Here is a 25,737-nt window from a genome sequence, read left to right on the forward strand (position 1 = left end):
AACACTGCGTCGGCCGACTGCACTTCCCAGCAAACTCGCCTGAACAATAACGCCGCAGCGCCGCGCTCCCTATTGGATAAATGCATGAATGCCCTTCAAACCGGAATACGCGTCTTACGCACGCAAGGACAGGCGTTGACTCGACAAGCCGACGCGCTGCCGCCGTTCTCCCGCGCCATCATGCGCCCATCGCCATTCTGCATTGCCGCCGACGCTCTGCAGTCGGAAGCGGAAGCGCTGATGAGCCAGCGCAAGATCACCGCACCGCTAGTCATCGATGAGCGCCAACGAATGGCCGGCGTCGTCAAATCATTCCATATCTGAAATGCGCAGCGGCTTCGACATCATGCGCGCCACCGTGCACGCGCTACTGCTGAGGGAGTTGAAAACCCGCTTCGGCGAGTATCGGCTGGGCTATCTATGGGCACCGCTGGAACCAGCGGCGCATATGGCCATCCTTCTGCTGGTGCTTGGCTTCATTGTGCAACGCGCGATGCCCGGCATGTCGTTTCCGGTCTTCCTGGCCAATGGCATCGTGCCTTATATGATGTTTCGCAACATCTCCCTGCGCTCCTTGAACGCCATCGAGGCCAATCGCGGCCTGTTCAACTACCGCCCGGTGCGGCCGCTGGACGCGGTGTTAGCCCGGACCTTGCTGGAGAGTCTGACCTATGCGCTGGTCTACGCCATGCTGATGAGCTGCCTTTGGCTTGCCGGCGAAACCATCCAGCTAGGCAAGCTCTCGCTGTTGATCGCGGCCTGGCTGCTACTGTGCTTGCTCTCCCTCGCCTGGGGCCTGATCTGCATGGTCGTGGGCCATGCGTTCAAGGCGGTAGACAAGCTGCTGCCCATCCTGATGAAGCTGCTCTATTTCCTCAGCGGAATCTTGTTCCCCCTCAGCCTGATCCCCGTCGAATACCGCTGGCTGGTGGAGTGGAACCCACTGCTGCACGCCTTCGAACTGATGCGGCACGCGGTCATGCCCGCCTACCCGAGCAACGACGACAGCCTGGCCTACCTCTCCGCCTGGACGCTGGCCCTGCTGTTTTCCGGCTTATCTCTCTATAAAGGCCGGGAACCGGCCATGTTGCGCTCATGATCCAGATACACAAACTCAGCAAGTCCTATAAGACGCCCAACGGACGGTTCCATGTCTTTAAAGACCTGAACCTCGAGATCCCGTCCAATGTCAGCGTCGGCCTGATCGGCCGCAACGGCGCGGGCAAATCAACCTTGCTGCGCATCATCGGCGGCATTGACCGGCCGGATTGCGGCAGCATCGTCACTCGCCACAGCATTTCCTGGCCAGTGGGTTTGGCCACGGGCTTTCAAGGCAGCATGACCGGACGTGAAAACGTCAAATTCGTCGCTCGGCTCTATGCCCGCAAACACGAGCTAAACGACAAGGTCGCTTTTGTCGAGGACTTCGCCGAGTTGGGCAACTATTTCGACATGCCGATCAAGACCTATTCCTCCGGCATGCGCTCCAGACTCGGCTTTGGCCTGTCTATGGCCTTCCCCTTCGACTACTACCTGGTCGATGAGATCACCGCAGTGGGCGATGCCGCCTTCAAGCGCAAAAGCGCGGCACTGATGCTGGAGCGGCGCCGACACAGCCAGTTCCTGATGGTGTCGCACTCCATGTCCGAACTGAAGAAATTCTGCGACGCCGGACTGTTGATCGGCCGTTACCAAGTCCGTTATTTCCAGCGCATTGACGACGCCATTCAGGCCTACCGGGAAGAAGAAAATGTTGAAGTGGTTTGACCGTTTCCTGCCCCAAGCCCTGCTCGCCCGCCTCGTCTCGCCATGGATCTGCATCGGACTGCCGCTGACGCTGTGCGGCGCATATTTCGTCCTGATCGCCCAGGATCGCTACGTCAGCGAGTCCAAGGTCATCGTCAAACGCTCCAGCGACGGCGGAGGAGATCTCAATCTGAGCACACTATTAGGCGCCGGCGCCTCCACGGTCCGGGAGGACGCCATGCTGTTGCAGCAGTACATCCATTCGCCGGACATGCTGCAACGGCTGGAAACACGGCTGGCGTTCAAGAAAGCCTTTGACGCCGCCGGTCTTGATTGGCCGCACCGGCTATCGGCATCGGCCAGCAAGGAAGACACGCTGGCCTTCTATCGCAACAAGGTGGGTGTGATGTTCGACGACAAAACCTCCTTGCTGACGATACGCAGCCAGGGCTTCACCCCGCGGTTCGCCCAGGGCTTGAACCTCGCCATCCTGCAAGAATGCGAGCGCTTCATCAACGGACTGTCGCAAACCATCAGCCGCAACGAGCTTGCCTTCGCCCAACAAGAAGCGGAACGCGCCTATCAAGGCCTGAACACAGCCAAAGAGGCCTTGCTGAAGTATCAGAACAGCCATGGCCAACTCGATCCGATCGCCCAGGCCCAGGCGGCAGGCCAACTGCTGGCGGAGCTACAGGCCAAGCAGGCGCAATTAGAGGCCGAATTGCGCAATTTGCAAAGCTATCTGCAAAGCGACGCCCCCCAGATCACGGCTCTGGCCGGCGCACTGGCGGCGCTGAAGGCCCAGATTCTCCATGAAAAAAGCAAGCTGGCCGCTCCTGAAGATGGACGGCTGAACCGTCAAGCCGCCCAGTATCAGGAACTGAAGGCCAAAGTCGATTTTCAGGCCGACCTGTACAAGCTGGCGCTGACCGCGCTGGAGAAAAGCCGCGTGGAAGCCAGCCACAAGCGCAAGAGCCTCGCCGTCGTGACCTCGCCGCAGTTGGCCGAAGACGCGGAATACCCGCGCAGACTTTATACCCTGGCCACGCTGTTGATCGCCTGCAGCCTGCTCTACGGCTGCGCGCGCCTGGCCCTGTCCATTATCGAAGACCACAAGATTTAACTTCACTATGCAACGCGCCAAGCTCATCCCGCTTCTCTGCCTGGTTCTGGGCCAGGCTCACGCGGTTTCCCTGCTGACCGGCACGCCGGCGGAACCGGAACCGCCCTCGCGACAGCAGCCCGCCGAGCGCGCCGCGCCGGCCGTGTCGCAGGAAATCCCGTTCGTCGTCCCGCCGCAAGCGCCTGGCAGCATGTTCGGCTCGCAGCTCTTTGGCGGCGCCTTCCGCAATAGCGCAGGCCAAGGCTTCAACCCCAACTATCAACTGAGCATCGGCGACCGCATCGCCTTGCGCCTATGGGGAGCCTTCAATTTCGACGCGCAACTGCTCGTCGACCCCCAGGGCAATATCTTCATCCCGAATATCGGTCCGGTGCCGGTTGCCGGCATTCGCAACGGCGAACTGAACGCGGCGGTGTCCAACCAAGTGCGCCGGGTCTACAAGGCCAATGTCAACGTGTACGCGGCTCTCGATATCGCTCAACCAGTCAAGGTCTTCGTCACCGGCTTCGTGAAACAACCCGGCCTCTACCCCGGCATTGCCGCCGACAGCGTGCTCAGCTATCTGGACAAGGCCGGCGGCGTCGACGCCGAGCGCGGCAGCTATGTCGACATTCAGATCAAGCGCGGCGACCTCGTGCGTCAACGCGTCAACCTTTACGACTTCCTGCTTCAGGGCAGGATGGACATGGTGCAGTTCTCCGATGGCGACGTCATCGTGGTGGGCCCGCGCCAACATACCTTCTCAGTCAGCGGTCAGGTATTCAACGCCTATGACTTCGAATTCGGGCAGAACAGCATCAGCCTGCAACAAGCCTTGCAAGTCTCTCGCCCCAAACCCGGAGCCACCCACGCCAGCATCATCCGTCGCCAAGGCACGCAGAAGCGCAGCGAATACTACCCGCTGGAACAGGCTGGAGACGTGGTTCTGCAAGACGGGGACCAGTTGCTGATCAGCGCCGACCGCTACGCCGGCACCATCCAGGTTCGAGTGGAAGGCGCTCATTCCGGCGAACACGCCATCGTGCTGCCCTACGGCGCCAGCATGGCCGACGTGCTGACCAAGATTCAAGCCAACAGCATGTCGCAGATGGGCGCGCTGCAGCTGTTCCGCAAATCCGTAGCCGAGCGGCAGAAAACCATGCTGACCTTGTCCTTGCAAAAGCTGCAGGAAACCGCGTTCTCCGCTCGCTCCTCCACCAAGGAAGAGGCGGACCTGCGCACCCGCGAAGCCGAACTGATCGAACGCTTCGTCTCCAAGGCCAGCAAGGTTGAACCACGCGGACAGGTCGTGCTTGACGAGAAAAACCTGCCGACCACTCTGCTGGAAGATGGAGATGTCATTCGCATTCCTGAAAAAACCAGCGTCGTGATGGTCCATGGCGACGTGCTGTTTCCCAACGCCGTCAATTGGCAAGCAGGCCTGACTATAGGTGACTACATCGCACGCGTCGGCGGCTACAACCAAACCGCGGACAAGTCCCGATTAATCTTGATGAAGCAAAACGGTAGCGCTCTCCCTGTCGGTGAACGCATCCAAGTGGATGCCGGTGACGAAGTCATGGTCATGCCTAAGCTCGAAACCAAGAATATTGAAATAACACGCGGCATTACGCAGATTCTTTACCAGATCGCAGTAGCGGCGAAAGTGATTTTCAATTTATGAGAAAACTGAAGAAATTGCTACGGCATCCCGGGATTTTTTTCCGAGACTATCTCAACAAACAATATCCAATCATTCGCAACGAGATCGCCTGTCCGCAAGATGAAGAAGCCATCTTGCTCAAGCACGACTTGGCACTGGAAAGCTTGCTGGACAATACATTGGAAATTGATGTGGTCTTTACTTGGGTCAACGGTGACGATCCTCAGTGGCAAGCCCGCCGCACAAAAACATTGGCAAGCCATAGCCCTGAACACCTAGGGCTATACGCCAACGACCCCGCCCGCTTCAACAATCATGACGAGCTGCGCTATTCCCTGAACAGCGTTCAGACTTACCTTCCATGGGTTCGCCGCATTTACATCGTCACTGACCAACAATGCCCTGAATGGCTGACTCCAAATAACCGTGTCCGCGTGATAGACCATCAGGAACTGATATCACCCTGTTACTTGCCTACCTTCAACTCTCATGTGATTGAAGCGCACTTGCACCGTATTCCTGAGTTAAGCGAGCACTTCATTTATTTCAACGATGATGTTTTTGTCGCACGTCCACTTCCCCCCGGTCATTTTTTTCGTAGCAACGGCATCGCATCACTTTTCCTATCACACAAAAGCCTCAAGGCCATGTGGGCACGAGGTATATCGACACCAACTTTACATGCTGCTACCCAGTGCGCCGCATTATTGGAAATGAGCTTTGGCTTAAAAATAGATACGCCTCTCATTCATAGCTACATACCTTTAAGAAAAAGCGCATTTGAAGAGTCATGGCACCGATTTAATTATAGAATTCTTCAATTTCTTAACAACCGATTTCGGCAAAACAATGATTTAAATTTGGCAACCTTTCTTGTGCCCTGGTTAATGTACACCCAAGCTCAGGCGTCGCCAGCTAGAGACATTTGCTATTACTTCAACATAAGCTCAGCGAGTGCAAATTCTTTCTGGCTGGACTTAAAAAAAAGAAAAGGAACACCATGCTCACCTCATTCATTTTGCGCAAATGATTTCAACTCTCAAACAAATAAACATAAACAACACCTTGCCATCAAGCAATACTGGCAATCGTAGCATATTTTATATTTTATTAAATCACCATTATTCCGGACCATGAAATGAACTACGCAATCTCCGTCATCATCCCCGTATACAATGTAGAAAAGTACATTGCCAAATGTCTAGACTCCGTTATTTCTCAAAAACTAGAAGGCCGTCCAGCAGAAGAGTGCATTGAAATTATCGTCGTAGATGATGGCACACCTGACGACTCCATAAAGATCATTAAACAGTACGTCCGAAAATATAAAAACATAACACTTTTACGGCAACCCAATTCCGGGCAATCCTCAGCCCGAAACAATGCCTTAAAAATTGCCAGCGGCGAGTACATCTACTTCCTGGATTCTGACGACTTACTTCCACCCAATGCGCTAACGCCGCTATATAAATTAGCAAAAGAAACTCAATCCGAAGTCGTCATTGCTCAAAGCAAGGCTTTCAACAATAGACGTAGCTGGTTTATTGACGATCATGCCGAAGTTGCAAGTGCGGCATTCAGAAAGGTCAAATTCACCCATAGATCCATATTAATAAAAACCAGTCCGCCATGGGCAAAGCTATTCAAGAAACAGCTTATCGAAAAATACAACATCACTTTTCCTGAAGGGATCAAATTAGCTGAGGACTGGATTTTTGTCATCCATGCACTTTATCGTGCAAATCATATCTCGACAACTCCAGACATTACCTATCTCTACCAAGGAAGAGACGATGAAAACAATCCTTCGTGCACACAGATTGTCAATGAAAAAGTCTTTAACGACTTGCTCATTGTTTACGAGCTGACCAAGCAATTCAATCTTCCTGACCCTCAAATTCGATATATAAAGATTTTTATATTAAAAAGTTTACTCTATCGGCTGGGGAAATTTTCAAAAGACAATAGCTTTACAGTCACAAAACCTATCTACAAATCCGTCAGGAGTTTCATAAAAAACGAAATTGGTTACTCAATGATAGGTATATTTACTCCTGAACGGCGCTTACTGCTCACTTTGATATTTCATGGTTTTTACAGTGAGGCTTATCGGGTTGCAAACGAGAAAATAAAGAGAAGCTGTTTGAGACGAGGCAAGAAAATAAACGACGCCACCATCATAAAAGACTACTTAAGCATAGTAAGAAAAAATCGTTTCACTCTGACAAGAGAAATAAAAACCAATATTCTAAACAAATATCGCTTGCTGGGATGGTGGTTAAAATTCAATATCGCAAAATTCATTGCGGCCAAGTCTGTGCAGAAGAACAATATCGTCTTGGTCGGAGAACGCCTGGGCCAAACTGCAAACGACACCAGCTACTACTATTTCAAACACACGCAAGAAAAAAAATCTACCGATTTAGCGCACTATTTCGTTATAGAAAAGAACGCCGAAACAATAAAAAATCTAGCGCCATACAAAAACGTTGTCCACTATGGCAGCTTGAAGCATTTTATTATTTTCCACAAAGCTGCCGCCTATATATTTAGTGACTCTATGAGAGATGTATTGCATCAATGGAGGCGCGTCAGCCATCAATTCTCCGACAAAAAGAAAGTATTTCTGCAGCATGGCATATTCGCCACCAGTCGTGCCAAAGGTTATTACGACAAAAATTCTATGCAAAGAAGAAATGAGCTACCCGATAAGTTTATCGTCAGTTCCGATTTTGAAAAAAAACTCATTTGTGAGCAGTTTGGTTTTGAGAACAATGAAGTATCCGTGACTGGTTTATCAAGATTTGACAGCCTGCCAAAATTCAGAAAAAAAACAAACAATCAAATTTTAATATTATTGACATGGCGAGACTGGCTATCTCAAAAAAATGCTACCGAGTTTGAAAAGTCTCAGTATTTCAAAAAAATATACGAATTGATCACTCATCCAAAATTAATTTCATTCATCCAAACCCATAAAACAAAAATAATTATGTGTTTACATCATAAGATGCACAAACATCTCAACATGCTCGACAAAAGCATCGAAATAGAAATGGTGCAAATGAACAACACTGACATTCAACAACTAATTATAAAATCCGACTTAATGGTGACAGACTACTCATCCGCATCATTTGACATGTTATATCAAAAAAAACCAGTCCTCTTTTATTGGTTCGATCAGCAACAATTTTTTGCCTCTCGTGGAGGGCCTCTAGTATGCCCTATCAATGGCATACCTGGCCCCATACTCAACAATGCCAACGATCTGATAAATACCATCATAGAGTATAAGAATAATAATTTTAAGATTTCTCAAGAACAATTGCGCACTTCCCGTAAATTTTTTTCACACATAGACAACAACAATTCCATGCGCATAGAAAAAACCGTTTCCGGTTTAATACTAGAGCACACCTAAATTTAATTCTTAAATTATATCAACCGATACACAAAACACCATGGCAACCATAAAATCATTTTCAAACCTCCCCTCCAATATATCTATTGGAATCAATTGCAAAATAGAGCATGGTCACATCGAAATTGATGCCAACAGTCACTTTGAATGCGGTGATGGCTTTATTTTAAATGGCTTTATTTCAATAAAAGAAAACAGCTTTGTCAAGTTTGGCAATGCTTGTAAAATCAAAGGCAGCTTCAACGCTTCTCAGTCATCAAAAATAGAAATAGGCCATGGACTTGCCTGCAACGGCAACGTATCCATAACAGCACGGGAATATAGCGACATAAATATTGGAAACGACTGTTTATTCGACAACACAATAATCAGCACAACTGATTTTCACAGCATATTCGACTTGCAGTCCGGCACTCGATTAAACCCTGCCAAATCTATAAAAATTAACAATAGGGTATGGGCTGCAAAGAACAGCATGATATTAAAAGGCTGCACGATTGGCTCTGACTGTGTGGTTTCCGCAGGTGCTGTCGTTACTCGCTCTCACGAGAGCAACTGTGTTATTGCTGGGCAGCCTGCACAGACCATCAAGCATGGTATTGTTTGGAGCCGAGCACTCTGCCAGCATGCGCCGCTACAATTTGAAGATGACTTCTCAATCTCAAACTTCCTATCTGACTCTCAAAACAAAAAATATAAAAGTGCAATCTCACAAGGAATTAAATACATTCATTTATGGAGAGAGTGCTCCATCGAAAATTATTCCCTATTTTATTATTTGGCCTGCGCCATATATTACGAGCATCTATGCACCCATTCAAAAACAACCATCAATGGAATACTTGTCACACGACAAGACATCTATTCTATTTTCAAACTATGTTTTGAAATATCTAAAAACAGCAACATCCCTGCCGGGGCGCTCACCATTGCTTTAGGAGAAACCATCAACATGGACACGACCATTGAACGATCAATCATTGAAAAAAATAACACGGGCAAGTCATTGCTATATAGGTTAAAGCATGAAATCAAAAATTAGAAAAGCCATTTTCCCAGTAGCAGGCATGGGCACCCGCTTTTTGCCTGCCACCAAGGCCAGCCCCAAGGAAATGCTGCCGATTGTCGACAAGCCGCTGATTCAATACGCGGTGGAGGAGGCGATTGCAGCCGGCATGACTGAGCTGATTTTCATCACCGGCCGCAACAAGCGGAGCATCGAAGACCATTTCGACAAAGCTTACGAGCTGGAAACCGAACTGGAGCTGCGCAACAAACACAAACTTTTGCCACTGGCGCAAGGCATCCTGCCGCCGCATGTCTCCTGTCTATATATCCGCCAAGCCGAGGCGCTAGGACTGGGACATGCCGTATTGTGTGCCCAGCCCGCGATAGGCAATGAACCATTTGCCGTAATTCTGGCGGATGACCTGATAGACAGCGAGCCCGGTGCCTTGGCGCAAATGGTAAAGCTGTATGAACAGCAACCCACCTCCATCCTGGGCGTGGAAAACGTGCCGCGCGAAGCCACTAGTTCTTACGGCATTGTGGAAACATCCATGCAGAATGAGGGCGTGCAACGTATCACCGGCATTGTGGAGAAGCCCCACCCCTCCATCGCGCCTTCCACGCTGGCCGTAGTGGGACGCTATATCCTGACACCAGGTGTTTTTGACAGGCTTAGACACCTGAAACCCGGGGTAGGCGGCGAAATTCAACTGACCGATGGCATCGCGGCCCTCATGAAGGAGGAAGCAGTACTGGCGCTCCCGCTGCAAGGCATTCGCTATGACTGCGGCTCCAAACTGGGTTATCTGCAAGCTACAGTAAAATTTGGCTTGAAACATCCTGAAACGCATCAAGCATTCTCTGCTTTTTTGGCGGAAAATCTGCGGTGACGATTGCCGTCCTTTCACCCGGCATTGCCCGTATTCCTCGTCTGCGGGCGCTGATCGGTCTGCCGGTATGCCATCTCCGCTGGTCATCGCTGCCCTCAACCAGGCCTCTGACGGCCGTGGCCGGCTGGGGCTTGCGTTCGTCCGCTCGTCGCGCCCGCGCCTTCGCCCAGCAACGCGGCCTGCCTTATATCGCGCTGGAAGACGGTTTTCTGCGCTCACTCGGCCTAGGCGTCAACGGCGAGCCGCCGGTGTCGCTGCTGATCGACGAGCTAGGCATCTACTACGACGCCACCCGCCCATCTCAATTGGAACAGCTGATTGCTTCCACATCGCTATCCGGCTCCGAGCGGCAGAACGCTCAAAGCGGTCTGGAACGGATGCGCCGTGACCGGCTCTCCAAATACAACCACGCGCCAACCATTGCCCTGCCTCCACGAAGCGGATGCCCACGCGTGCTGGTGCTGGATCAAACCAAAGGCGACGTGTCCGTGCGACTGGGCGGTGCGGACACATGCACTTTTCAAGCCATGCTGGAAGCCGCCTACCGCGAGCATCCCGCAGCGGAAATCTGGGTAAAAACGCATCCCGACGTGATCGCCGGCAAAAAACGAGGCTATCTGCCTCTCCCTCCGCCCGACGTGAAGTTGATCGCTGAGGACGCCTGTCCTCAATCGCTGCTGTCCCAGGTGGATGTGGTCTACACCGCCACCTCGCACATGGGATTCGAAGCCTTGATCGCCGGCTGCCAGGTCGTCTGCTTCGGCATGCCCTGGTATGCGGGCTGGGGGCTGACCGATGATCGTCATCCGGAGATGCCGACATTGAAGCTGCGCCGGTACTGCCATCGATCCTTGGAACAGCTGTTTCACGCCGCCTACCTGCGCTATGCCCGCTACATTCATCCGGAAACCGGCGAACCCGGCACCTTCTTCGACGTCGCGGAGTGGATTCATCTGAATCGGAACTTGCGACAGCAAACTGGCGGCGTGCTGTGGTGCGTCGGCATGAGCTGGTGGAAACGCGCGGTGGTGTGGCCCTTCCTGAAGCACCCCGGCAACCAAGTCCGTTTTATCTCGAAACCAGGCAAGCTGCCGCCGCGGCTTCCTCCGGACAGCAAGCTGGTGGCCTGGGGCATGGCGCCGGACGCCGCCTCCCTGGCGGCGCGGCATGGCCTGCCTTTGCTGAGGATGGAGGACGGCTTTGTGCGCTCGCTGGGGCTGGGCTCCGATTTGCAGCCGCCCTTGTCCGTGGTGGTGGACGACGCCGGCCTCTATTACGCCCCGGCGCCGGCTTCGCGCCTAGAACGCTTGCTCTGCGAACTCGAGCTGGACCCGCAGCAGATGCTTCGCGCCCAGCGCCTCAGCTTACGGCTGTTGGAGCTGCGACTCAGCAAATACAATGTGGGCGCGGCGTTCGAGCTCGCCGCAGCGGCCACCGGGAAAACCATAGTCCTGGTTCCCGGCCAAGTGGAAGACGATGCATCCCTCCGTGAGGCCTCCCCTTGGCTCAACAGCAATCTGTCGCTGCTGCGGGAGGTGCGCCGGCTGCGGCCGCACGCCTGGTTGATCTACAAACCGCATCCCGACGTAACGTCCGGCAACCGGCATGGGGCGGTCTCTGAGCAGGAGCTTGCATGCTTGGCGGACCAAGTGGCGGACAACGCCGACATCATTGCCTGCCTGAGCGTCGCGGACGAGGTCCACACCATGACCTCCCAGGCCGGTTTCGAAGCCCTGCTGCGCGGCAAGCCGGTACATTGCTACGGCATGCCCTTCTATGCAGGCTGGGGCCTGACTCACGATCATCTGCCCGTGTTCCATAGACAACGCCGGCTCACGCTGGAGCAGTTGGTCTATGGCGTGTTGATTGCCTACCCCCGTTATATGATCCCGGGCCAGCCGGGCTTCGCCAGAGCCGAAGCTGTGGTTGAACACCTATGGCGGCGCAAACAGCAACTCAAGCCTGGACGCACCCGTTCGCACTGGCTGGCGAGACAGTGGCGCAAGGGCCTGGGCCTGTTGCGCACGCTGCGCTGAGCACGCGTCCATGCTCGCCGCTCAAGCCCTGCTCTCCCATCACCGCCTACTGCTATTGCAAGGACCGATGGGCCACTTCTTCAACCAACTGGCCTGTTGGTTGCGCCGCCATGGCGCTCACGTGGCCAAGATCAATTTCAACGGCGGGGATCGGCTTTATCACCGGCATCTGGACGCCACCGACTACCGTGGACGCCCTGAGGATTTCACCCCTTGGCTGCGGGCGTTTCTACAGGCTCATCGCATCGACGCCGTCGTCTGCTTTGGCGATTGCCGCCATTACCACCGCGCGGCGGCCCAAATCTGCAAGGAACAGGCCATGGCTTTCTATGCCTTCGAGGAAGGCTATCTGCGGCCAGACTACATCACCCTGGAGCAGAACGGGGTCAATGCCCATTCTCGCTTGGCCGCCGATCCGGCCGTCATGCTGCGCTATGAGGCCGGCAAGCTCCCCGCCCCCATCCCCACCAAAGCCTCTTTTCGCCGGATGGCCTGCAGCGCCGCTGCCTACTATGTCGCGGGCTGGTTTTGGCGCGCGCGCTACCCGCACTATCGTCATCACAAGGACTTTTCGCCTTTTCGCGAGTTCTTCTGCTGGCTGCGCGCCGGTTGGCGCAAAGCACTGTATCAAGCGCTTGAGCACAAGCTGCGCCGCCGTATCCTGCGGGAGTGGGACCAACGCTATTTTCTAGTGCCTTTGCAAGTCTTCAACGACAGCCAGGTGCTGCATCACAGCCCTTATCGGGATGTGCGTGACTTCATCGCGGAAGTGATCTTTTCTTTTTCGCAATACGCCCCCGAACATGCCGCTCTGGTGCTGAAACATCACCCGTTGGACCGCGGACACAGAAACTACGCCGCCTATATCCGTGGGTTGGCCCGTCAAAACAACGTCGGATCCCGCGTGTTCTACATCCACGACGGCCATTTGCCCAGCCTGCTGAAACATAGCTTAGGCGTGGTCACCATCAATAGCACCGTCGGCTTGTCCTCCTTGCATCACGACAAGCCTTTGATCACCATGGGACGAGCGCTATACGATATTCCGGGCCTGACTTGCCAAACCGAGCTGCATCGATTCTGGCGCAGGCCAACACCTCCCCAAGCCAGGCTGTACCGGAAACTGCGTTCCTACCTCGTCAAACATACCCAGTTGAACGGCGCTTACTTTGGCTACTCTCCATGGCTTGAACATCCCAACGCCTTTAAGCTCGGAGCGGAACCAATAGAGCCTGCCGACCCCAAAACCAAATAGGGTTTGCAAGCTGTCATAGTTCAAGCCCGCTACTGGAACTAGTTCGCTAAACATTTATCGTTTAGGTCATTAAAACAGTTTCACAGGCTTTCGTATTTTTTCCGCTCGCGCGACAATGGGCCGATTCTCAAGATACGTATTGAACTCGCTGAGCTTTAAACTCAAAATCAGGAGCCGCGCTCCATGTTCGGGCAAATCCATCCCGGATACATGCCCCTAGAGCATAGAACCACACTCCCATTACTGGTACAGATTCTGAGCACGCAGCAACACTGAAAGAACAATATGAGCATTTTGGTCACTGGCGGCGCCGGCTTCATCGGCGGCAATTTCGTGCTGGACTGGCTGGCGCAGAGCGATGAACGCATCATCAACCTCGACGCGCTGACCTATGCCGGCAATCTCGACACTCTGAAAACGCTCGAACAAGACTCGCGCCACGTCTTCGTGCGCGGAGACATCGGCGACCACGCTCTGGTCAGCGCCCTGCTGGCCGAACACCAGCCGCGAGCGGTGATCAACTTCGCCGCGGAAAGCCACGTCGACCGCTCCATCCACGGGCCGGGCGACTTCATCCAGACCAATGTGGTGGGCACCTTCAATCTGCTGGAAAGCGTGCGCGGTTACTGGAACCAGCTGCCCGCCGAGGAGCAACGGGGCTTCCGCCTGCTGCACGTATCCACCGACGAGGTCTACGGCACGCTGGGGCCCGACGACGCGCCGTTCTCCGAACGCCACCGTTATGAGCCCAACAGCCCCTACTCAGCTTCCAAGGCCGCGTCCGACCACCTGATACGCGCGTGGCACCACACCTACGGCCTGCCGGTGCTGACCACCAATTGCAGCAATAATTACGGCCCTTATCATTTCCCGGAAAAGTTGATTCCTCTGGTCATTCTCAACGCGCTTGCCGGCAAGCCGCTGCCCATCTATGGCGACGGCAGCCAGGTGCGCGACTGGCTCTACGTCAAAGACCATTGCTCCGCCATCCGCCGCGTGCTGGAAGCCGGCGTGCCCGGCGAAACCTATAACGTCGGCGGCTGGAACGAAAAAACCAATCTGGACGTGGTGAAGACCATCTGCGCGCTGCTGGACGAACTGGCGCCTCAAGCCGACCCGGCTCGCCGCTACGCCGAGCAGATCGCCTTCGTCGCCGACCGCCCCGGCCACGACCGCCGCTACGCGATAGATGCGCGCAAGCTGGAGCGCGACTTGGGCTGGAAACCACAGGAAACCTTCGATAGCGGCATCCGCAAAACCGTGGCCTGGTATCTGCAACATCAAGACTGGGTGGCCAACGTCAGCAGCGGCGCCTACCGCGACTGGGTGAACCGGCACTATGGCTGAGCGCGAACCCACCATATTGCTGACCGGAGTCAACGGCCAGCTCGGTCATCAGCTGCGAACCGCGCTGGCGTCGCTGGGCAATATCGTCGCGTTGAACCGGACCGAACTGAACCTGAGCCAGGCCGACAGCATCCTCCAGGCACTGGAACGCCACCAGCCCGACATCATCGTCAACCCCGCTGCTTACACCGCAGTGGACCGCGCAGAAAGCGAAGTGGAGCAGGCCCGCTCGGTCAACGCCGCCGCGCCGGCGTTGCTGGCGCAATGGGCGGCGAGGCGACAAGCGCTGCTGCTGCATTACTCCACCGACTACGTGTTCGACGGCGCCGGCGAACGGCCTTGGCGCGAGGACGACCCGGTCCAGCCGCGCTCGGTCTACGGTCAAAGCAAATGGGAAGGAGAGGAGGCGGTGCGCGCTGCCGCGCCTCGGCATTTGATTCTGCGCACCAGTTGGGTGTTCGGCGCCCACGGCGGCAATTTCCTGAAAACCATTCTGCGACTGGCCCAAGAGCGCGACAACTTGCGGGTGGTCGCCGATCAGATCGGCGCGCCCACCTCCACCGCCCTGATCTCCGAAGTCACCGCGGCGCTGCTGCGCGACTATCTGCGCAAGCCGACCGACTTCGCCTACGGCAGCTACCACCTGGCGGCGCAGGGTGAAACCAGCTGGCACGGCTACGCCCGCTTCCTGGTCGCCGAGGCGGAAAAACTGGGTTTCACGCTGCGGCTGTCGCCCGCCGACATCACGCCCATCGCCACCGCCGACTATCCATTGCCGGCTCCCCGCCCCGCCAACTCCCGGCTCGACTGCGCCAAGCTGCAGCGGACCTTCGGCCTCGCGCTGCCGCGCTGGGAAAGCGGCGTCGAACAAGTGCTGGCCGAACTCGCCGCCCAGCCGCTACAGAAAGACATCCAATGACTCAGGCACGCAAAGGCATCATCCTGGCCGGCGGCTCCGGCACCCGGCTCTACCCGGCCACCATTTCGGTCAGCAAGCAATTGCTGCCCATCTACGACAAACCGATGATCTACTATCCGCTGACCACGCTGATGCTGGCCGGCATCCGCGAGATCCTGATCATCTCCACCCCTCAGGACACGCCGCGCTTCGAACAGTTGCTGGGCGATGGCAGCCAATGGGGCATCCGGCTGCAATACGCGGTGCAGCCCAGCCCGGACGGCCTGGCCCAGGCCTTCATCATCGGCGAGGATTTCCTGGCCGGAGCGCCGTCCGCTTTGGTGCTGGGCGACAACATCTATTACGGTCACGACTTTTCCGCCTTGCTGCAGGACGCCAACGCCACACGCAGCGGCGCCAGCGTATTCGCCTATCGCGTCAACGACCCGGAGCGCTACGGCGTGGTGGACTTCGACGCCGACGGCAAGGCGCTGTCGATCGAGGAAAAGCCGGCGCAGCCCAAATCCAATTACGCGGTGACCGGCCTGTACTTCTACGACGAGCAGGTGGTGGACATCGCCAAGTCCATCAAACCCTCCCCTCGCGGCGAGCTGGAGATCACCGACGTCAACAACGTCTATTTGCAACAGGGACAGCTATCGGTGCAAACCATGGGCCGCGGCTACGCCTGGCTGGACACCGGCACCCATGAATCGATGCTGGAAGCCAGCCAATTCATCGCCACCATTGAAAGCCGTCAGGGCCTGAAAGTGGCCTGCCCGGAAGAGGTGGCTTACCGCTCCGGCTGGATAGGCGACGAACAGGTGCGCCAACTAGCCAAGCCGCTGCAGAAAACCGGCTACGGCCGTTATCTGCTGGCGATGCTGGATCAGCCAGTCTATTGATACCGACGAGCAGCGCATGAACATCATCGACACCACTATTCCCGACGTCAAAATCATCGAGCCCGCCGTGTTCGGCGACGAGCGCGGCTTCTTCTTCGAAAGCTTCAATCAGCAGCGCTTCGAAGCCGCCGTCGGCCGCTCAGTCCACTTCGTTCAGGATAATCACAGCCGTTCGGCCAAAGGCGTGCTGCGAGGCCTGCACTACCAATTGGCGCCGCACGCTCAAGGCAAGCTGGTCCGGGTGGTCGAAGGCGAGGTCTTCGATGTCGCCGTCGACATCCGCCGCGACTCGGCCAGCTTCGGTCAATGGGTGGGCGTGCGCCTGTCCGCCGCCAACAAGCGTCAGCTATGGGTGCCGCCGGGCTTCGCCCACGGCTTCCTCACTCTGTCGGACAACGCCGAGTTCCTGTACAAGACCACGGATTACTGGTTCAAGGACTTGGAGCGCGCCATCGCCTGGAACGACCCGGAGCTGGACATCGCCTGGCCGCTGGACGAAGAGCCCCAACTATCGCCTAAGGACGGCGCGGCGCCTGGCCTGCGCCTGGCCGAATTAGGCTGAGCCGGACCCAAGCCCGGAAATGAAAACAGCGCCGCTTGCGGCGCTGTTTCTTTATCAAACGGCAAGACGCTAATGTTTGCGGCCAATCGCGCGCGCGCCGATGTCCCGCCGCAGCTGCTTGCCGGCGAACTGGATCTGGTCGGCCAGCGCGTAAGCCTTGCCCTGCGCCATCTTGACGCTGTCGCCCAGGCCCACCGCGCACAGCACGCGCCCGCCGTTGCTGCGCAGTTGCTTGTCCGCGTCCAGGCTGACGCCGGCGTGGAACACCATGCCGTCCTCGCTCTCCGGCGGAAGACCGCTGATCAGGTCGCCCTTGCGCGGCGCTTCTGGATAGCCTTCGGCCGCCAGCACCACGCCCAAGGCCACGCGTCGGTCCCATTCCGCTTCCACCTGGTTCAAGCGGCCGTTGACGCCGGCTTCCAGCAGCACGGTGAAATCGGACTTCAGCCGCGCCATGATGGGCTGGGTTTCCGGATCGCCGAAACGGCAGTTGAACTCGATGGTGTAGGGATTGCCTTGGGCGTCTATCATCAGCCCGGCGTAGAGAAAGCCGGTATAGCTGTGGCCGTCCTTCTTCATGCCCAGCACCGTGGGCAGGATGATTTCGCGCATCACCCGGTTGTGCACCGCCGGCGTCACCACCGGCGCCGGGCTGTACGCGCCCATGCCGCCGGTGTTCGGGCCCTGATCGTTGTCCAGCAGCCGCTTGTGGTCCTGGCTGGTGGCCATCGGCAGCACGTGGTCACCGTCCACCATCACGATGAAACTGGCCTCCTCGCCCTGCAGGAAATCCTCGATCACCACTCGCGCGCCGGCGCTGCCCATCTTGTTGCCCACCAGCATGTCGTCGATGGCGGCGTGCGCCTCGTCCAGCGTCAGCGCCACCACCACGCCCTTGCCGGCGGCCAGGCCGTCGGCCTTGATCACGATGGGCGCGCCCTTGGCGTCGACATAGGCATGGGCGGCGGCGGCGTCGCTGAAGGTTTCATACGCGGCGGTGGGGATGCCGTGGCGCTTCATGAAGGCCTTGGCGAAATCCTTGGAGCTTTCCAGCTGCGCGCAGTATTGAGTGGGGCCGAAAATCCGCAGCCCCTCGGCGCGGAAGGCGTCGACCACGCCGGACGCCAGCGGAGCTTCCGGACCCACCACCGTCAGTTCGATCTTCTCCTGCTTGGCGAAAGCAACCCACTCCGCCACGCTGCCGAGCTCGACGTTGGTCAGGTTGGAGTCCAGCGCGGTGCCGGCGTTGCCGGGCGCGACAAAGACCTTGGACACCCGGCGCGACTTGGCGATGCGCCAGGCCAGCGCGTGTTCGCGCCCGCCGGAGCCGATAACCAGTACTTTCATGTGCGATGCTCCACTCGTTTTTGCGGCGCGCCGCAACGCGCCGGATTCTTCACTCAACTCAACTGCCAACGCAGCCAGGCGAACAACACATTGCCGTTGTTGTGCCCGCCCGGGATATAGGTGGCCTGCAAGGCCAGCCGGCGGTATTCCACCGACACCAGCGGCAACACCGCCGGCAGCGGCGCATAGCTGTAGTCCGAGCGCGCGGTGACGCCGGCGGTGAAGCCCGCGCCCAGCCGCCAGCCGTCCAGCGGACGCCATACTTTCTGGAAGGCGTAGCCGACGAAGGGCTCGACGTCATTGTGCGAATCGAGAAAGGCCATCGCGTACACCGCGTGCCAGTCGCCGTCGGCGTCGTAGCGATAGCGCCCCGCTCCCAGGCCCCACGGCCGTTCGTTGAACTGCTGGATCTTCTCTCTATCGTAGAAAGCGCGGTTATGCCACGTCACCGCCGGCACGTACAGCTCATACTGGTCGGAACGCCAGGCCGCCTCGATATTGGCGCGGCCGCGTTGCCAGAAACCTTGCGACTCGGCGGCGGACTCTTCGGCCCGCGCCGTCAGACTGCCGAACGCCAACAAGCCGGCGCCCAGCCAACAGACAATTGCTCTCATCGAAAAACAACAAACCCATGCAAAGAAGCCGGCGTGCCGGCCTCCTCCGGTTAATCGGAACCACTCAGTGGCGGAAGTGACGCACCCCGGTGAGCACCATCGCGATGCCGTGCTCGTCGGCGGCGGCGAACACTTCCTCGTCGCGCATCGAACCGCCTGGCTGGATGATGGCCTTGATTCCCTGCTCGGCGATGACGTCGATACCGTCGCGGAACGGGAAGAAGGCGTCGGACGACGCCACCGCGCCCTGCAGGCTCAAGCCTGCGTCTGCCGCCTTGCGCGCCGCGATGCGGGTGGAGTCGACGCGGCTCATCTGACCAGCGCCAATACCGGCAGTCTGACCATTTTTACAGAAAACAATTGCATTCGACTTCACATATTTCGCCACGCGCCAGGCGAATAGCAGGTCGGACAGCTCCTGCTGCGTCGGTTGACGTTGGGTCACCACACGCAACTCGTCCAGGCCCACATTGCGGATGTCCGGCGTCTGCACCAGCACGCCGCCGCCCACCCGCTTCAGCTCGAAGCGGTTAGAGCCGGCTTCCAGCGGAATTTCCAGCACGCGCACATTTTTCTTGGCGGCGATGACGGCCTTGGCTTCCTCGGTGAAGGCAGGCGCGATCAACACCTCCAGGAACTGGCCGGTCACCGCTTCCACCGTGGCGGCGTCCACCGGGCGGTTGAAGGCGATGATGCCGCCGAAAGCGCTGGTGGTGTCGGTGGCGAAGGCCAGCCGGTAAGCGCTCAGCGTGTCGCCCGCCACCGCCACGCCGCAGGGATTGGCGTGCTTGACGATGACGCAGGCGGTATCGTCGAAGGTCTTCACCGCCTCCCAGGCGGCGTCGGCGTCGGCGATATTGTTGTAGGACAGTTCCTTGCCCTGCAGTTGGCGATAATTGGCGATGGAGCCGGCGGCCGGGTCCAGGTCGCGGTAAAAAGCGGCCGCCTGGTGCGGGTTCTCCCCGTAACGCATGTCCTGAACTTTGACGAACTGAACGTTGAGGCGTTTTGGGAAGGCCACGCGTTCCGGCTTGCCCGCCAGCGCGCCGTCAGCCAGGCTGGTCAGATAGTTGGAAATGGCGCCGTCGTAGGCGGCAGTGTGAGTGAAGGCCTTCTTGGCCAACTCAAAGCGAGTGGCCTTGGACAGCGCGCCGCCGTTGGCGCGCATTTCATCGACCAGCGCCGCGTAGTCGGCGGCGTCGGTGACGATGGCCACGTGCGCCCAGTTCTTGGCGGCGGAACGCACCATGGTCGGCCCGCCGATGTCGATGTTCTCGATCGCGTCTTCCAACTCGCAGTCCGGATTGGCGATGGTGGCTTCAAACGGGTAGAGGTTGACGCAGACCAGATCGATGTTGCCGATATCGTGCTCGGCCATCTTGGCCACGTGTTCCGGCAGATCGCGACGGCCCAGGATGCCGCCGTGCACTTTCGGATGCAAGGTCTTGACCCGGCCGTCCAGCATTTCCGGGAAGCCGGTGTAATCGGACACCTCGGTCACCGGCACGCCGGCGTCGGCCAGCAGTTTGGCGGTGCCGCCGGTGGACAGGATGTGCACGCCTTGGGAGGCCAGGGCCTGGGCGAATTCCAGAATGCCGCTCTTGTCGGAGACGCTGATCAGCGCGCGTTCGATTTTGCTCATGGTTCTCTACCGCGTTAACTAAAAAGGAACACAAAAAAAACCGGCCACCCTGTTCGGTATGGCCGGTTTGTCTTCATATCAAATCATAAGACTTCATCTTTTTGCGCAGGGTGTTGCGGTTCAATCCCAGCAACTCCGCCGCCCGGGTCTGATTGCCCTGGGTGTGTATCAGCACCACCTCGAGCAATGGCTTTTCCACGCAAGCCAACACCATGTCGTAGATGGCGGAGGGGTTCTCGCCATCCAGGTCTCTGAAATACTGTTCCATCGCCAGCCGCACCGACTGCGAGATATGGTCATTGTTCTGCATGGTTATTATTCTGTCCAAGTCTGATTGGAATTAGCCATCCACCACCGTCTCCGAGTCGTGGTCCAACGCTTCCCCAGCGCCATCCAAATACACCAGCCGTTCGGAGTCCCCCGCCAAACGGTCTAAATAAGCCGCCACAGCCAAGCGCTGTTCCGCCGTGGACTCGAGTTGGTACATTTGCTGGCGGAACGCATTTCCGCCCTGCAGCCCCTTGGTGTACCAGGCGATGTGCTTGCGGGCGATGCGGCAGCCCGAGTATTCGCCGTAAAACTGGTATAGCTCATCCAGATGCCCCAGCAAGAGCTGGCGGATCTCGCTCACCTTCGGCGGCGGCAGGCATTCGCCGCTCTCCAGAAAATGCTGAATTTCGCGGAAAATCCACGGACGCCCCTGGGCCGCCCGTCCTATCATGATGGCATCGGCGCCGGTATGTTCCAGCACCCACTGTGCTTTCTGCGGGGTATCGATGTCGCCGTTGGCGATCAACGGAATCCGGATGTGCCGCTTCACCTCGCGTATCGTGTCGTACTCGGCCGCGCCGCGATACATGTCCTCGCGAGTACGGCCGTGCAAGGCCAGCGCGGCAATGCCGCAATCCTCCGCCAGCCTGGCCACTCTCAACGCGTTGCGGTGCTCAGGGCTCCAGCCGGTCCGCGTCTTCAGCGTCACCGGCACATCCACCGCCTTGACCACCGCCTCCAGGATACGACCCACCAGCGCCTCATCGCGCAGCAGCGCCGAACCGGCGGCCACATTGCACACTTTTTTGGCTGGACAGCCCATATTGATGTCGATGATCTGCGCGCCGCGCTCCACGTTGAGCCGCGCCGCCTCGGCCATTTGCGCCGGATCGGAACCCGCGATCTGCACCGAGATCGGCTCCACCTCGCCGGCGTGATCCGCGCGGCGCAAGGTCTTGGCCGTGGTCCACAGCGCCTTGTTGGAGGTGATCATTTCCGATACCGCCATGCCGGCGCCCAACTGCTTGCACAGCATGCGGAACGGTCTATCCGTCACTCCGGCCATGGGCGCCACGATCAGCCGGTTTTTCAATGTGTACGAACCAATGCGCATGCTTGCGAAACTCTGGGATAACTGACTGAAGGGCCGGTATTGTAAAGCTTTTTCCCAGGGACGTGGATTTTTTTTGCTTATTTTTTGAGCAAACCCCATAGCGGCAAGCCATGGGATCGCGGGGATGAGGTGGAAGTTGGCCGATAAGCCGGGTCTTGTCGTTGGACAGTCATTCCTCTAGGCCTGCCGTTACCGACAGGCTCAAGCGACCTACCCGGGGATATACGCGAGCAACGTCAATTCCCCCTATTTGGTCTTGCTCCGGATGGGGTTTTGCCTGCCGTCCGTGTTACCACGTCCGCGGTGCGCTCTTACCGCAGAATAGGGCACCACACCCTACCTGTCCGACCGGGCTCTCACCCGGCCAGTACACCTTTTCACCCTTGCCTGATCCGTCCCGCCGCTTGCGCGGCGAAATAAAGAATCCGCGCCCTTGCGGGCGCTTCTTCCGGCCATCGGCGGTTCAGCTCTCTGCGCCACTTTCCATCGCCTCACGGCGTCCGGCCGTTAACCGGCATCCTGCTCTACGGAGCCCGGACTTTCCTCCCCGCTCCTTCTTGCGAATTCGCGCGGCGACTGTCTGGCCAACTTCCGGCCGCCATTCTACCCGATTCCGCCCCGGCCGGCCCGACATTTTGCCATGACAAACGCGATAATCCCTTATACTGGCGGGTCCACCGAGCGATAACGACAAAAACATGGAGCTGAATCAGGCCAAGCTGTCCCGTCTGCAATTGTTTGGCACGCTCGCTATTGTGTTCATGCTGGCGCTGACCTTGTCCAGCTACTTCCTGCTGAGCAGTTGGAATGACTTCCAGACCCGCCAGCACACCATACGTCAGGACGCTTACGCGCGCGCGCGCGACTACCTGCGCTCCTATGCCGATCACGCCGCCCAAACCTTGTCCGCGCTGCGCGAACGCACCAACGATACCCTGAAGCAAAGACTGCGCGAGCAAGTGGACCAGGCTTGGAACCTGGCCGACGCCGTCTGGCGCCAGGAGCGCCTGCGCCGGCCTCCGCGCCAAGTACAGCGGCTGATCGCGGAAGCGCTGCGGCCGCTGCGCTATTTCGACGGCCGCGGCTACTTCTTCATCGACGGCCTGGACGGGCGCTGCGTGCTGCTGCCCACCGCGCCGCAGTTGGAAGGTGGCTCGCTGCTGGCCAACCGCGACGACCAAGGCCGCTACATCATGCGCGCGCTGATCGAGTCCGTGGACAACCCTCAACAGCGCGGCTTCAGCTCTTACCGCTGGTACCAGCCGGGCCGCGGCGAGATGAGCGAGAAAGTCGCCTACGCCCGCCGTTTCGGGCCCTACAACTGGCTGATAGGCAGCGGCGAATATCTGAACAACGTCGAAACCGATATGCAGAAGCAAGGCCTGGAGATGCTGGCGCGAATGCGCTTCGGCCACGACAGCGGCGACTTCATGATCATAGACCGCCACGGCGTGATCCTGCTGGACCCGTCCAATCCGACGATGAACGGCAAGCACTACTCCGCCCTGCCCGGCGCCGACCGCGGACGCATTGCCGAACTGATCCGCCGCGGCAAGCAAGGCGGTTTCATGGAATACCTGATCAGCAGCCTGGACGCGCCGCAAGGCGAGCGCTATCTGTCCTACGCGCGCCAACTGCCCGGCTGGGACTGGACCCTGGTCACCAGCCTGCGCGTGCAGTCCATCGAGGACAGCAGCCAGCGGGCGCGACAGGAACTGGAGCGCAGCCTGCGCGAACGCATCGTCGCCACCTTGCTGCTGACCCTGGCCGCCCTGTTGGTCGCCGCGGCTTTCTGCTGGTTCTTCCTGCGCTGGCTCAACGCGCTGGTGCAGCGCTACCGCCAGGACCTGCAGCAAAGCCACCTCTCGCTGGAACAGCGCTCGCGCGACCTGCGCCTCAGCCACTTCATGGTGGACAACGCCACCGATCTGATCGCGCTGCGCAACGCCGCCGGCGACATCGTCTACTGCAACCAAGCGGCGCGCCAACGGCTGGATTGCGGTTGCGACGCCGCGACGCTGACCCGCGCGCTGTTCCGTCCGGCCACGGACGCCCTGCCCCGCACCTTCGACACCCGGCTGCAGTGCTGCGGCGAAGAGCAATGGCTGGAAGTCACCGTCAGCCCGCTCAACTACCAGGGCGAAGACTATCTGTGCGCCACCGGCCGCGACATCACCGCCCGCCGTCAGACCGACCGCCAACTGCGGCTGGCCGCCAAGGTGTTCGAATCCAGCAACGAGGCCATCCTGGTCACAGACCCGGACAACCGCATCCTGGCGGTCAACCGCGCCTTCTGCGCGATCACCGGCTACGAAGAGAGCGAGGCGCTGGGCCAGACTCCGGCTCTGCTCGCCTCCGGCCGTCACGAACCGGCCTTCTTCGAAAACATGTGGCAGCAGCTGACCCAGCGCGGCCAATGGTCCGGCGAGATCTGGAACCGCCGCAAGAACGGCGACATCTTCCCGGAATGGCTGAACATCAGCGTGCTGCAAAACGAACAGGGCGAAATCAGCCATTACGTGGCGCTGTTCACCGACATCTCCGAACGCAAGGAGCAAGAGGCGCGGGTCCAGCACCTGGCCGAGTACGACGCGCTGACCGACCTGCCCAACCGCGTGCTGATCAACGACCGGCTGCAGCAGGCGATCCGCCAGGCCGAGTTGCGTCAGGGCCAGTTGGCGGTGCTGTTCGTCGATCTGGATCACTTCAAGAACATCAACGACACCCTGGGCCACGGCTTGGGCGACGAGCTGTTGAAACAGGCGGCCGGCCGCCTAGGCGCCGCGGTGGGCGCGCTGGACACCGTCGGCCGCACCGGCGGCGACGAGTTCGTGCTCATCCTGCCGTCCATTGATCAGCCCGGCGAGGCCGCTCAAGTGGCCGAACGCGTGCTGGCCGCGATGCAACGCCCCTTCGACATCGGCGCCCACCAGCTTACCGTCAGTTGCAGCATAGGCATCAGCCTGATGCCGGACGACGGTCGCGACCTTCAGAATCTGCTGATGAACGCCGATCTCGCCATGTACCACGCCAAGGCGCACGGCCGCAGCACCTTCCGCTTCTACACCCGGGAAATGAACGTGGAAGTGGCCGAACGGCTGCATCTGGAAACCCGGTTGCGCCGCGCCATCGAACATGGCGAGCTCTATCTGGTTTATCAGCCGCAATTCAATATGAGCGGCGAGCGCCTGCTCGGCTGCGAGGCGCTGGTGCGCTGGCGTGATCCGGAACACGGCTTGATCATGCCCTCTCGCTTCATTCCCATCGCTGAGGACACCGGCCTGGTGGTGCCGCTGGGACGCTGGGTGCTGGGCGAAGCTTGCCGCCAGGCGGCGCAATGGTACGACAGCGGCCTGCGCCCGGTGCGCATGGCGGTGAATGTCTCGGCGCGGCAACTGACGCGACCGGACTTCGTCGACGACGTGCGCGACGCGCTGCAAAGCAGCGGCCTGCCCGGCTACTGCCTTGAGATCGAAGTCACCGAAAGCACGTTGATGGAGGACGCGGACTTCGCCGCGCGCCAATTGGCGGTAATCAAGGCAATGGGCGTGCGCTTGTCGATAGACGATTTCGGCACCGGCTACTCCAGCCTGGCCTATCTGAAGCGCTTCGCGCCGGACACCATCAAAATAGACCGCTCCTTCATCATCGATCTGCCGCAGGACGAGGAAAACGCGGCCATCGTCTCCGCCATCGTTCACCTGGCCAACGCGCTGGGCATGGACACCCTGGCCGAGGGCGTCGAACACCCCCAGCAGCAAGCCTATCTGGGCAAGCTGGGCTGCTCGGCGATGCAAGGTTATCTGCTAGGCGCGCCGCTGTCGGCCGAGGCGATGGAGCAAAGGATGGATACGCTGCGGCAGCGCCTGTCAGTGTGAATCCGACCCGGCTTTTGCCGGGCCGGGCCCCGCAGG

The 25,737-nt window shown here is 58.3% G+C and carries 21 protein-coding genes and 1 other RNA gene; 16 read left to right on the top strand and 6 right to left on the bottom strand.

Annotated features, from left to right (window positions below; genetic code table 11):
- Positions 1 to 84 precede the first annotated feature (84 nt).
- The 15 genes from GYH29_RS22325 (at position 85) to rfbC (ending at position 16,836) form a co-directional block, all read left to right on the top strand.
- Entirely contained in the window at positions 85 to 324 is a 240-nt protein-coding gene (locus tag GYH29_RS22325; protein WP_141113137.1) for a CBS domain-containing protein, read from the top strand.
- 1 nt (position 325) lies between these two features.
- Positions 326 to 1,099 (top strand): ABC transporter permease, encoded by a 774-nt coding sequence (locus GYH29_RS22330; RefSeq protein WP_043589500.1) that lies wholly within the window; start codon positions 326 to 328, stop codon positions 1,097 to 1,099.
- Positions 1,096 to 1,767, top strand: a complete 672-nt coding sequence (locus GYH29_RS22335) for an ABC transporter ATP-binding protein (protein ID WP_019101180.1) — start codon at positions 1,096 to 1,098, stop codon at positions 1,765 to 1,767. Before GYH29_RS22330 ends, GYH29_RS22335 begins: the two co-directional genes overlap by 4 nt.
- Positions 1,751 to 2,869 (top strand): hypothetical protein, encoded by a 1,119-nt coding sequence (locus GYH29_RS22340; RefSeq protein WP_043589498.1) that lies wholly within the window; start codon positions 1,751 to 1,753, stop codon positions 2,867 to 2,869. The genes GYH29_RS22335 and GYH29_RS22340 overlap by 17 nt, the downstream gene beginning before the upstream one ends.
- A 7-nt stretch (positions 2,870 to 2,876) precedes the next feature.
- Positions 2,877 to 4,532, top strand: a complete 1,656-nt coding sequence (locus GYH29_RS22345; RefSeq protein ID WP_161524420.1) for a polysaccharide biosynthesis/export family protein — start codon at positions 2,877 to 2,879, stop codon at positions 4,530 to 4,532.
- Positions 4,529 to 5,605, top strand: coding sequence for a stealth family protein (locus GYH29_RS22350; protein ID WP_081574768.1), 1,077 nt, complete (start codon positions 4,529 to 4,531; stop codon positions 5,603 to 5,605). The genes GYH29_RS22345 and GYH29_RS22350 overlap by 4 nt, the downstream gene beginning before the upstream one ends.
- 44 nt (positions 5,606 to 5,649) lie before the next feature.
- Positions 5,650 to 7,935, top strand: coding sequence for a bifunctional glycosyltransferase/CDP-glycerol:glycerophosphate glycerophosphotransferase (locus GYH29_RS22355; protein WP_081574767.1), 2,286 nt, complete (start codon positions 5,650 to 5,652; stop codon positions 7,933 to 7,935).
- A gap of 40 nt (positions 7,936 to 7,975) precedes the next feature.
- Positions 7,976 to 8,977: an acyltransferase gene (locus GYH29_RS22360; protein ID WP_081950242.1), complete on the top strand. Its 1,002-nt coding sequence runs from the start codon at positions 7,976 to 7,978 to the stop codon at positions 8,975 to 8,977.
- Positions 8,961 to 9,833, top strand: a complete 873-nt coding sequence (gene galU / locus GYH29_RS22365) for a UTP--glucose-1-phosphate uridylyltransferase GalU (protein ID WP_043589490.1) — start codon at positions 8,961 to 8,963, stop codon at positions 9,831 to 9,833. Before GYH29_RS22360 ends, galU begins: the two co-directional genes overlap by 17 nt.
- Entirely contained in the window at positions 9,830 to 11,869 is a 2,040-nt protein-coding gene (locus tag GYH29_RS22370; RefSeq protein WP_118268436.1) for a capsular polysaccharide biosynthesis protein, read from the top strand. The genes galU and GYH29_RS22370 overlap by 4 nt, the downstream gene beginning before the upstream one ends.
- 121 nt (positions 11,870 to 11,990) lie before the next feature.
- Entirely contained in the window at positions 11,991 to 13,124 is a 1,134-nt protein-coding gene (locus GYH29_RS22375; RefSeq protein WP_198001613.1) for a capsule biosynthesis protein, read from the top strand.
- Between the two features lie 285 nt (positions 13,125 to 13,409).
- Positions 13,410 to 14,471 carry a dTDP-glucose 4,6-dehydratase gene (gene rfbB, locus GYH29_RS22380; protein WP_019100925.1) on the top strand — a complete coding sequence of 354 codons (1,062 nt, stop codon included), beginning with the start codon at positions 13,410 to 13,412 and terminating at the stop codon, positions 14,469 to 14,471.
- The gene (gene rfbD, locus GYH29_RS22385) at positions 14,464 to 15,390 is read left to right on the top strand and encodes a dTDP-4-dehydrorhamnose reductase (protein WP_043589475.1); all 927 of its coding nucleotides are present in this window, start codon (positions 14,464 to 14,466) and stop codon (positions 15,388 to 15,390) included. The genes rfbB and rfbD overlap by 8 nt, the downstream gene beginning before the upstream one ends.
- Positions 15,387 to 16,274, top strand: a complete 888-nt coding sequence (gene rfbA / locus GYH29_RS22390; RefSeq protein ID WP_043589473.1) for a glucose-1-phosphate thymidylyltransferase RfbA — start codon at positions 15,387 to 15,389, stop codon at positions 16,272 to 16,274. Before rfbD ends, rfbA begins: the two co-directional genes overlap by 4 nt.
- A 16-nt stretch (positions 16,275 to 16,290) precedes the next feature.
- On the top strand, positions 16,291 to 16,836 hold the full coding sequence (gene rfbC, locus GYH29_RS22395; RefSeq protein ID WP_043589471.1) for a dTDP-4-dehydrorhamnose 3,5-epimerase: 546 nt from the start codon (positions 16,291 to 16,293) through the stop codon (positions 16,834 to 16,836).
- 69 nt (positions 16,837 to 16,905) lie between these two features.
- Here the strand turns inward: rfbC and purD are convergent, their stop codons facing one another.
- The 6 genes from purD to rnpB all read right to left on the bottom strand — a co-directional run bounded on the left by purD (position 16,906) and on the right by rnpB (position 22,415).
- On the bottom strand, positions 16,906 to 18,183 hold the full coding sequence (gene purD / locus GYH29_RS22400; RefSeq protein ID WP_019100929.1) for a phosphoribosylamine--glycine ligase: 1,278 nt from the start codon (positions 18,181 to 18,183) through the stop codon (positions 16,906 to 16,908).
- 53 nt (positions 18,184 to 18,236) lie between these two features.
- Positions 18,237 to 18,797, bottom strand: a complete 561-nt coding sequence (gene pagP, locus GYH29_RS22405; RefSeq protein ID WP_039754322.1) for a lipid IV(A) palmitoyltransferase PagP — start codon at positions 18,795 to 18,797, stop codon at positions 18,237 to 18,239.
- Positions 18,798 to 18,861: 64 nt separating this feature from the next.
- Positions 18,862 to 20,439: a bifunctional phosphoribosylaminoimidazolecarboxamide formyltransferase/IMP cyclohydrolase gene (purH, locus tag GYH29_RS22410; protein ID WP_081574758.1), complete on the bottom strand. Its 1,578-nt coding sequence runs from the start codon at positions 20,437 to 20,439 to the stop codon at positions 18,862 to 18,864.
- A gap of 73 nt (positions 20,440 to 20,512) precedes the next feature.
- Positions 20,513 to 20,749, bottom strand: a complete 237-nt coding sequence (gene fis / locus GYH29_RS22415; RefSeq protein WP_019100932.1) for a DNA-binding transcriptional regulator Fis — start codon at positions 20,747 to 20,749, stop codon at positions 20,513 to 20,515.
- 30 nt (positions 20,750 to 20,779) lie between these two features.
- Positions 20,780 to 21,823 carry a tRNA dihydrouridine synthase DusB gene (dusB, locus tag GYH29_RS22420; protein WP_081574757.1) on the bottom strand — a complete coding sequence of 348 codons (1,044 nt, stop codon included), beginning with the start codon at positions 21,821 to 21,823 and terminating at the stop codon, positions 20,780 to 20,782.
- Positions 21,824 to 21,951: 128 nt separating this feature from the next.
- Positions 21,952 to 22,415: RNase P RNA component class A (gene rnpB / locus GYH29_RS22425), an RNA gene on the bottom strand.
- A 106-nt stretch (positions 22,416 to 22,521) separates the two neighbouring features.
- On the opposite strand from rnpB, the gene GYH29_RS22430 reads away from it, so the two are divergent.
- On the top strand, positions 22,522 to 25,701 hold the full coding sequence (locus GYH29_RS22430; RefSeq protein WP_019100934.1) for a bifunctional diguanylate cyclase/phosphodiesterase: 3,180 nt from the start codon (positions 22,522 to 22,524) through the stop codon (positions 25,699 to 25,701).
- The last annotated feature ends 36 nt before the right edge of the window (positions 25,702 to 25,737 follow it).

Source organism: Chromobacterium haemolyticum, from assembly GCF_009936155.1.
In the GTDB taxonomy this organism is placed as follows: domain Bacteria; phylum Pseudomonadota; class Gammaproteobacteria; order Burkholderiales; family Chromobacteriaceae; genus Chromobacterium; species Chromobacterium haemolyticum.

What these genes read in the sequence shown, in the direction of transcription:
- GYH29_RS22325 (WP_141113137.1), top strand. Translation starts at nt 85, where the DNA reads ATGAATGCCCTTCAAACCGGAATACGCGTCTTACGCACGCAAGGACAG.
- GYH29_RS22330 (WP_043589500.1), top strand. Translation starts at nt 326, where the DNA reads ATGCGCAGCGGCTTCGACATCATGCGCGCCACCGTGCACGCGCTACTG.
- GYH29_RS22335 (WP_019101180.1), top strand. Translation starts at nt 1,096, where the DNA reads ATGATCCAGATACACAAACTCAGCAAGTCCTATAAGACGCCCAACGGA.
- GYH29_RS22340 (WP_043589498.1), top strand. Translation starts at nt 1,751, where the DNA reads ATGTTGAAGTGGTTTGACCGTTTCCTGCCCCAAGCCCTGCTCGCCCGC.
- GYH29_RS22345 (WP_161524420.1), top strand. Translation starts at nt 2,877, where the DNA reads ATGCAACGCGCCAAGCTCATCCCGCTTCTCTGCCTGGTTCTGGGCCAG.
- GYH29_RS22350 (WP_081574768.1), top strand. Translation starts at nt 4,529, where the DNA reads ATGAGAAAACTGAAGAAATTGCTACGGCATCCCGGGATTTTTTTCCGA.
- GYH29_RS22355 (WP_081574767.1), top strand. Translation starts at nt 5,650, where the DNA reads ATGAACTACGCAATCTCCGTCATCATCCCCGTATACAATGTAGAAAAG.
- GYH29_RS22360 (WP_081950242.1), top strand. Translation starts at nt 7,976, where the DNA reads ATGGCAACCATAAAATCATTTTCAAACCTCCCCTCCAATATATCTATT.
- galU (WP_043589490.1), top strand. Translation starts at nt 8,961, where the DNA reads ATGAAATCAAAAATTAGAAAAGCCATTTTCCCAGTAGCAGGCATGGGC.
- rfbB (WP_019100925.1), top strand. Translation starts at nt 13,410, where the DNA reads ATGAGCATTTTGGTCACTGGCGGCGCCGGCTTCATCGGCGGCAATTTC.
- rfbD (WP_043589475.1), top strand. Translation starts at nt 14,464, where the DNA reads ATGGCTGAGCGCGAACCCACCATATTGCTGACCGGAGTCAACGGCCAG.
- rfbA (WP_043589473.1), top strand. Translation starts at nt 15,387, where the DNA reads ATGACTCAGGCACGCAAAGGCATCATCCTGGCCGGCGGCTCCGGCACC.
- rfbC (WP_043589471.1), top strand. Translation starts at nt 16,291, where the DNA reads ATGAACATCATCGACACCACTATTCCCGACGTCAAAATCATCGAGCCC.
- purD (WP_019100929.1), bottom strand. Translation starts at nt 18,183, where the DNA reads ATGAAAGTACTGGTTATCGGCTCCGGCGGGCGCGAACACGCGCTGGCC.
- pagP (WP_039754322.1), bottom strand. Translation starts at nt 18,797, where the DNA reads ATGAGAGCAATTGTCTGTTGGCTGGGCGCCGGCTTGTTGGCGTTCGGC.
- purH (WP_081574758.1), bottom strand. Translation starts at nt 20,439, where the DNA reads ATGAGCAAAATCGAACGCGCGCTGATCAGCGTCTCCGACAAGAGCGGC.
- fis (WP_019100932.1), bottom strand. Translation starts at nt 20,749, where the DNA reads ATGCAGAACAATGACCATATCTCGCAGTCGGTGCGGCTGGCGATGGAA.
- dusB (WP_081574757.1), bottom strand. Translation starts at nt 21,823, where the DNA reads ATGCGCATTGGTTCGTACACATTGAAAAACCGGCTGATCGTGGCGCCC.
- GYH29_RS22430 (WP_019100934.1), top strand. Translation starts at nt 22,522, where the DNA reads ATGGAGCTGAATCAGGCCAAGCTGTCCCGTCTGCAATTGTTTGGCACG.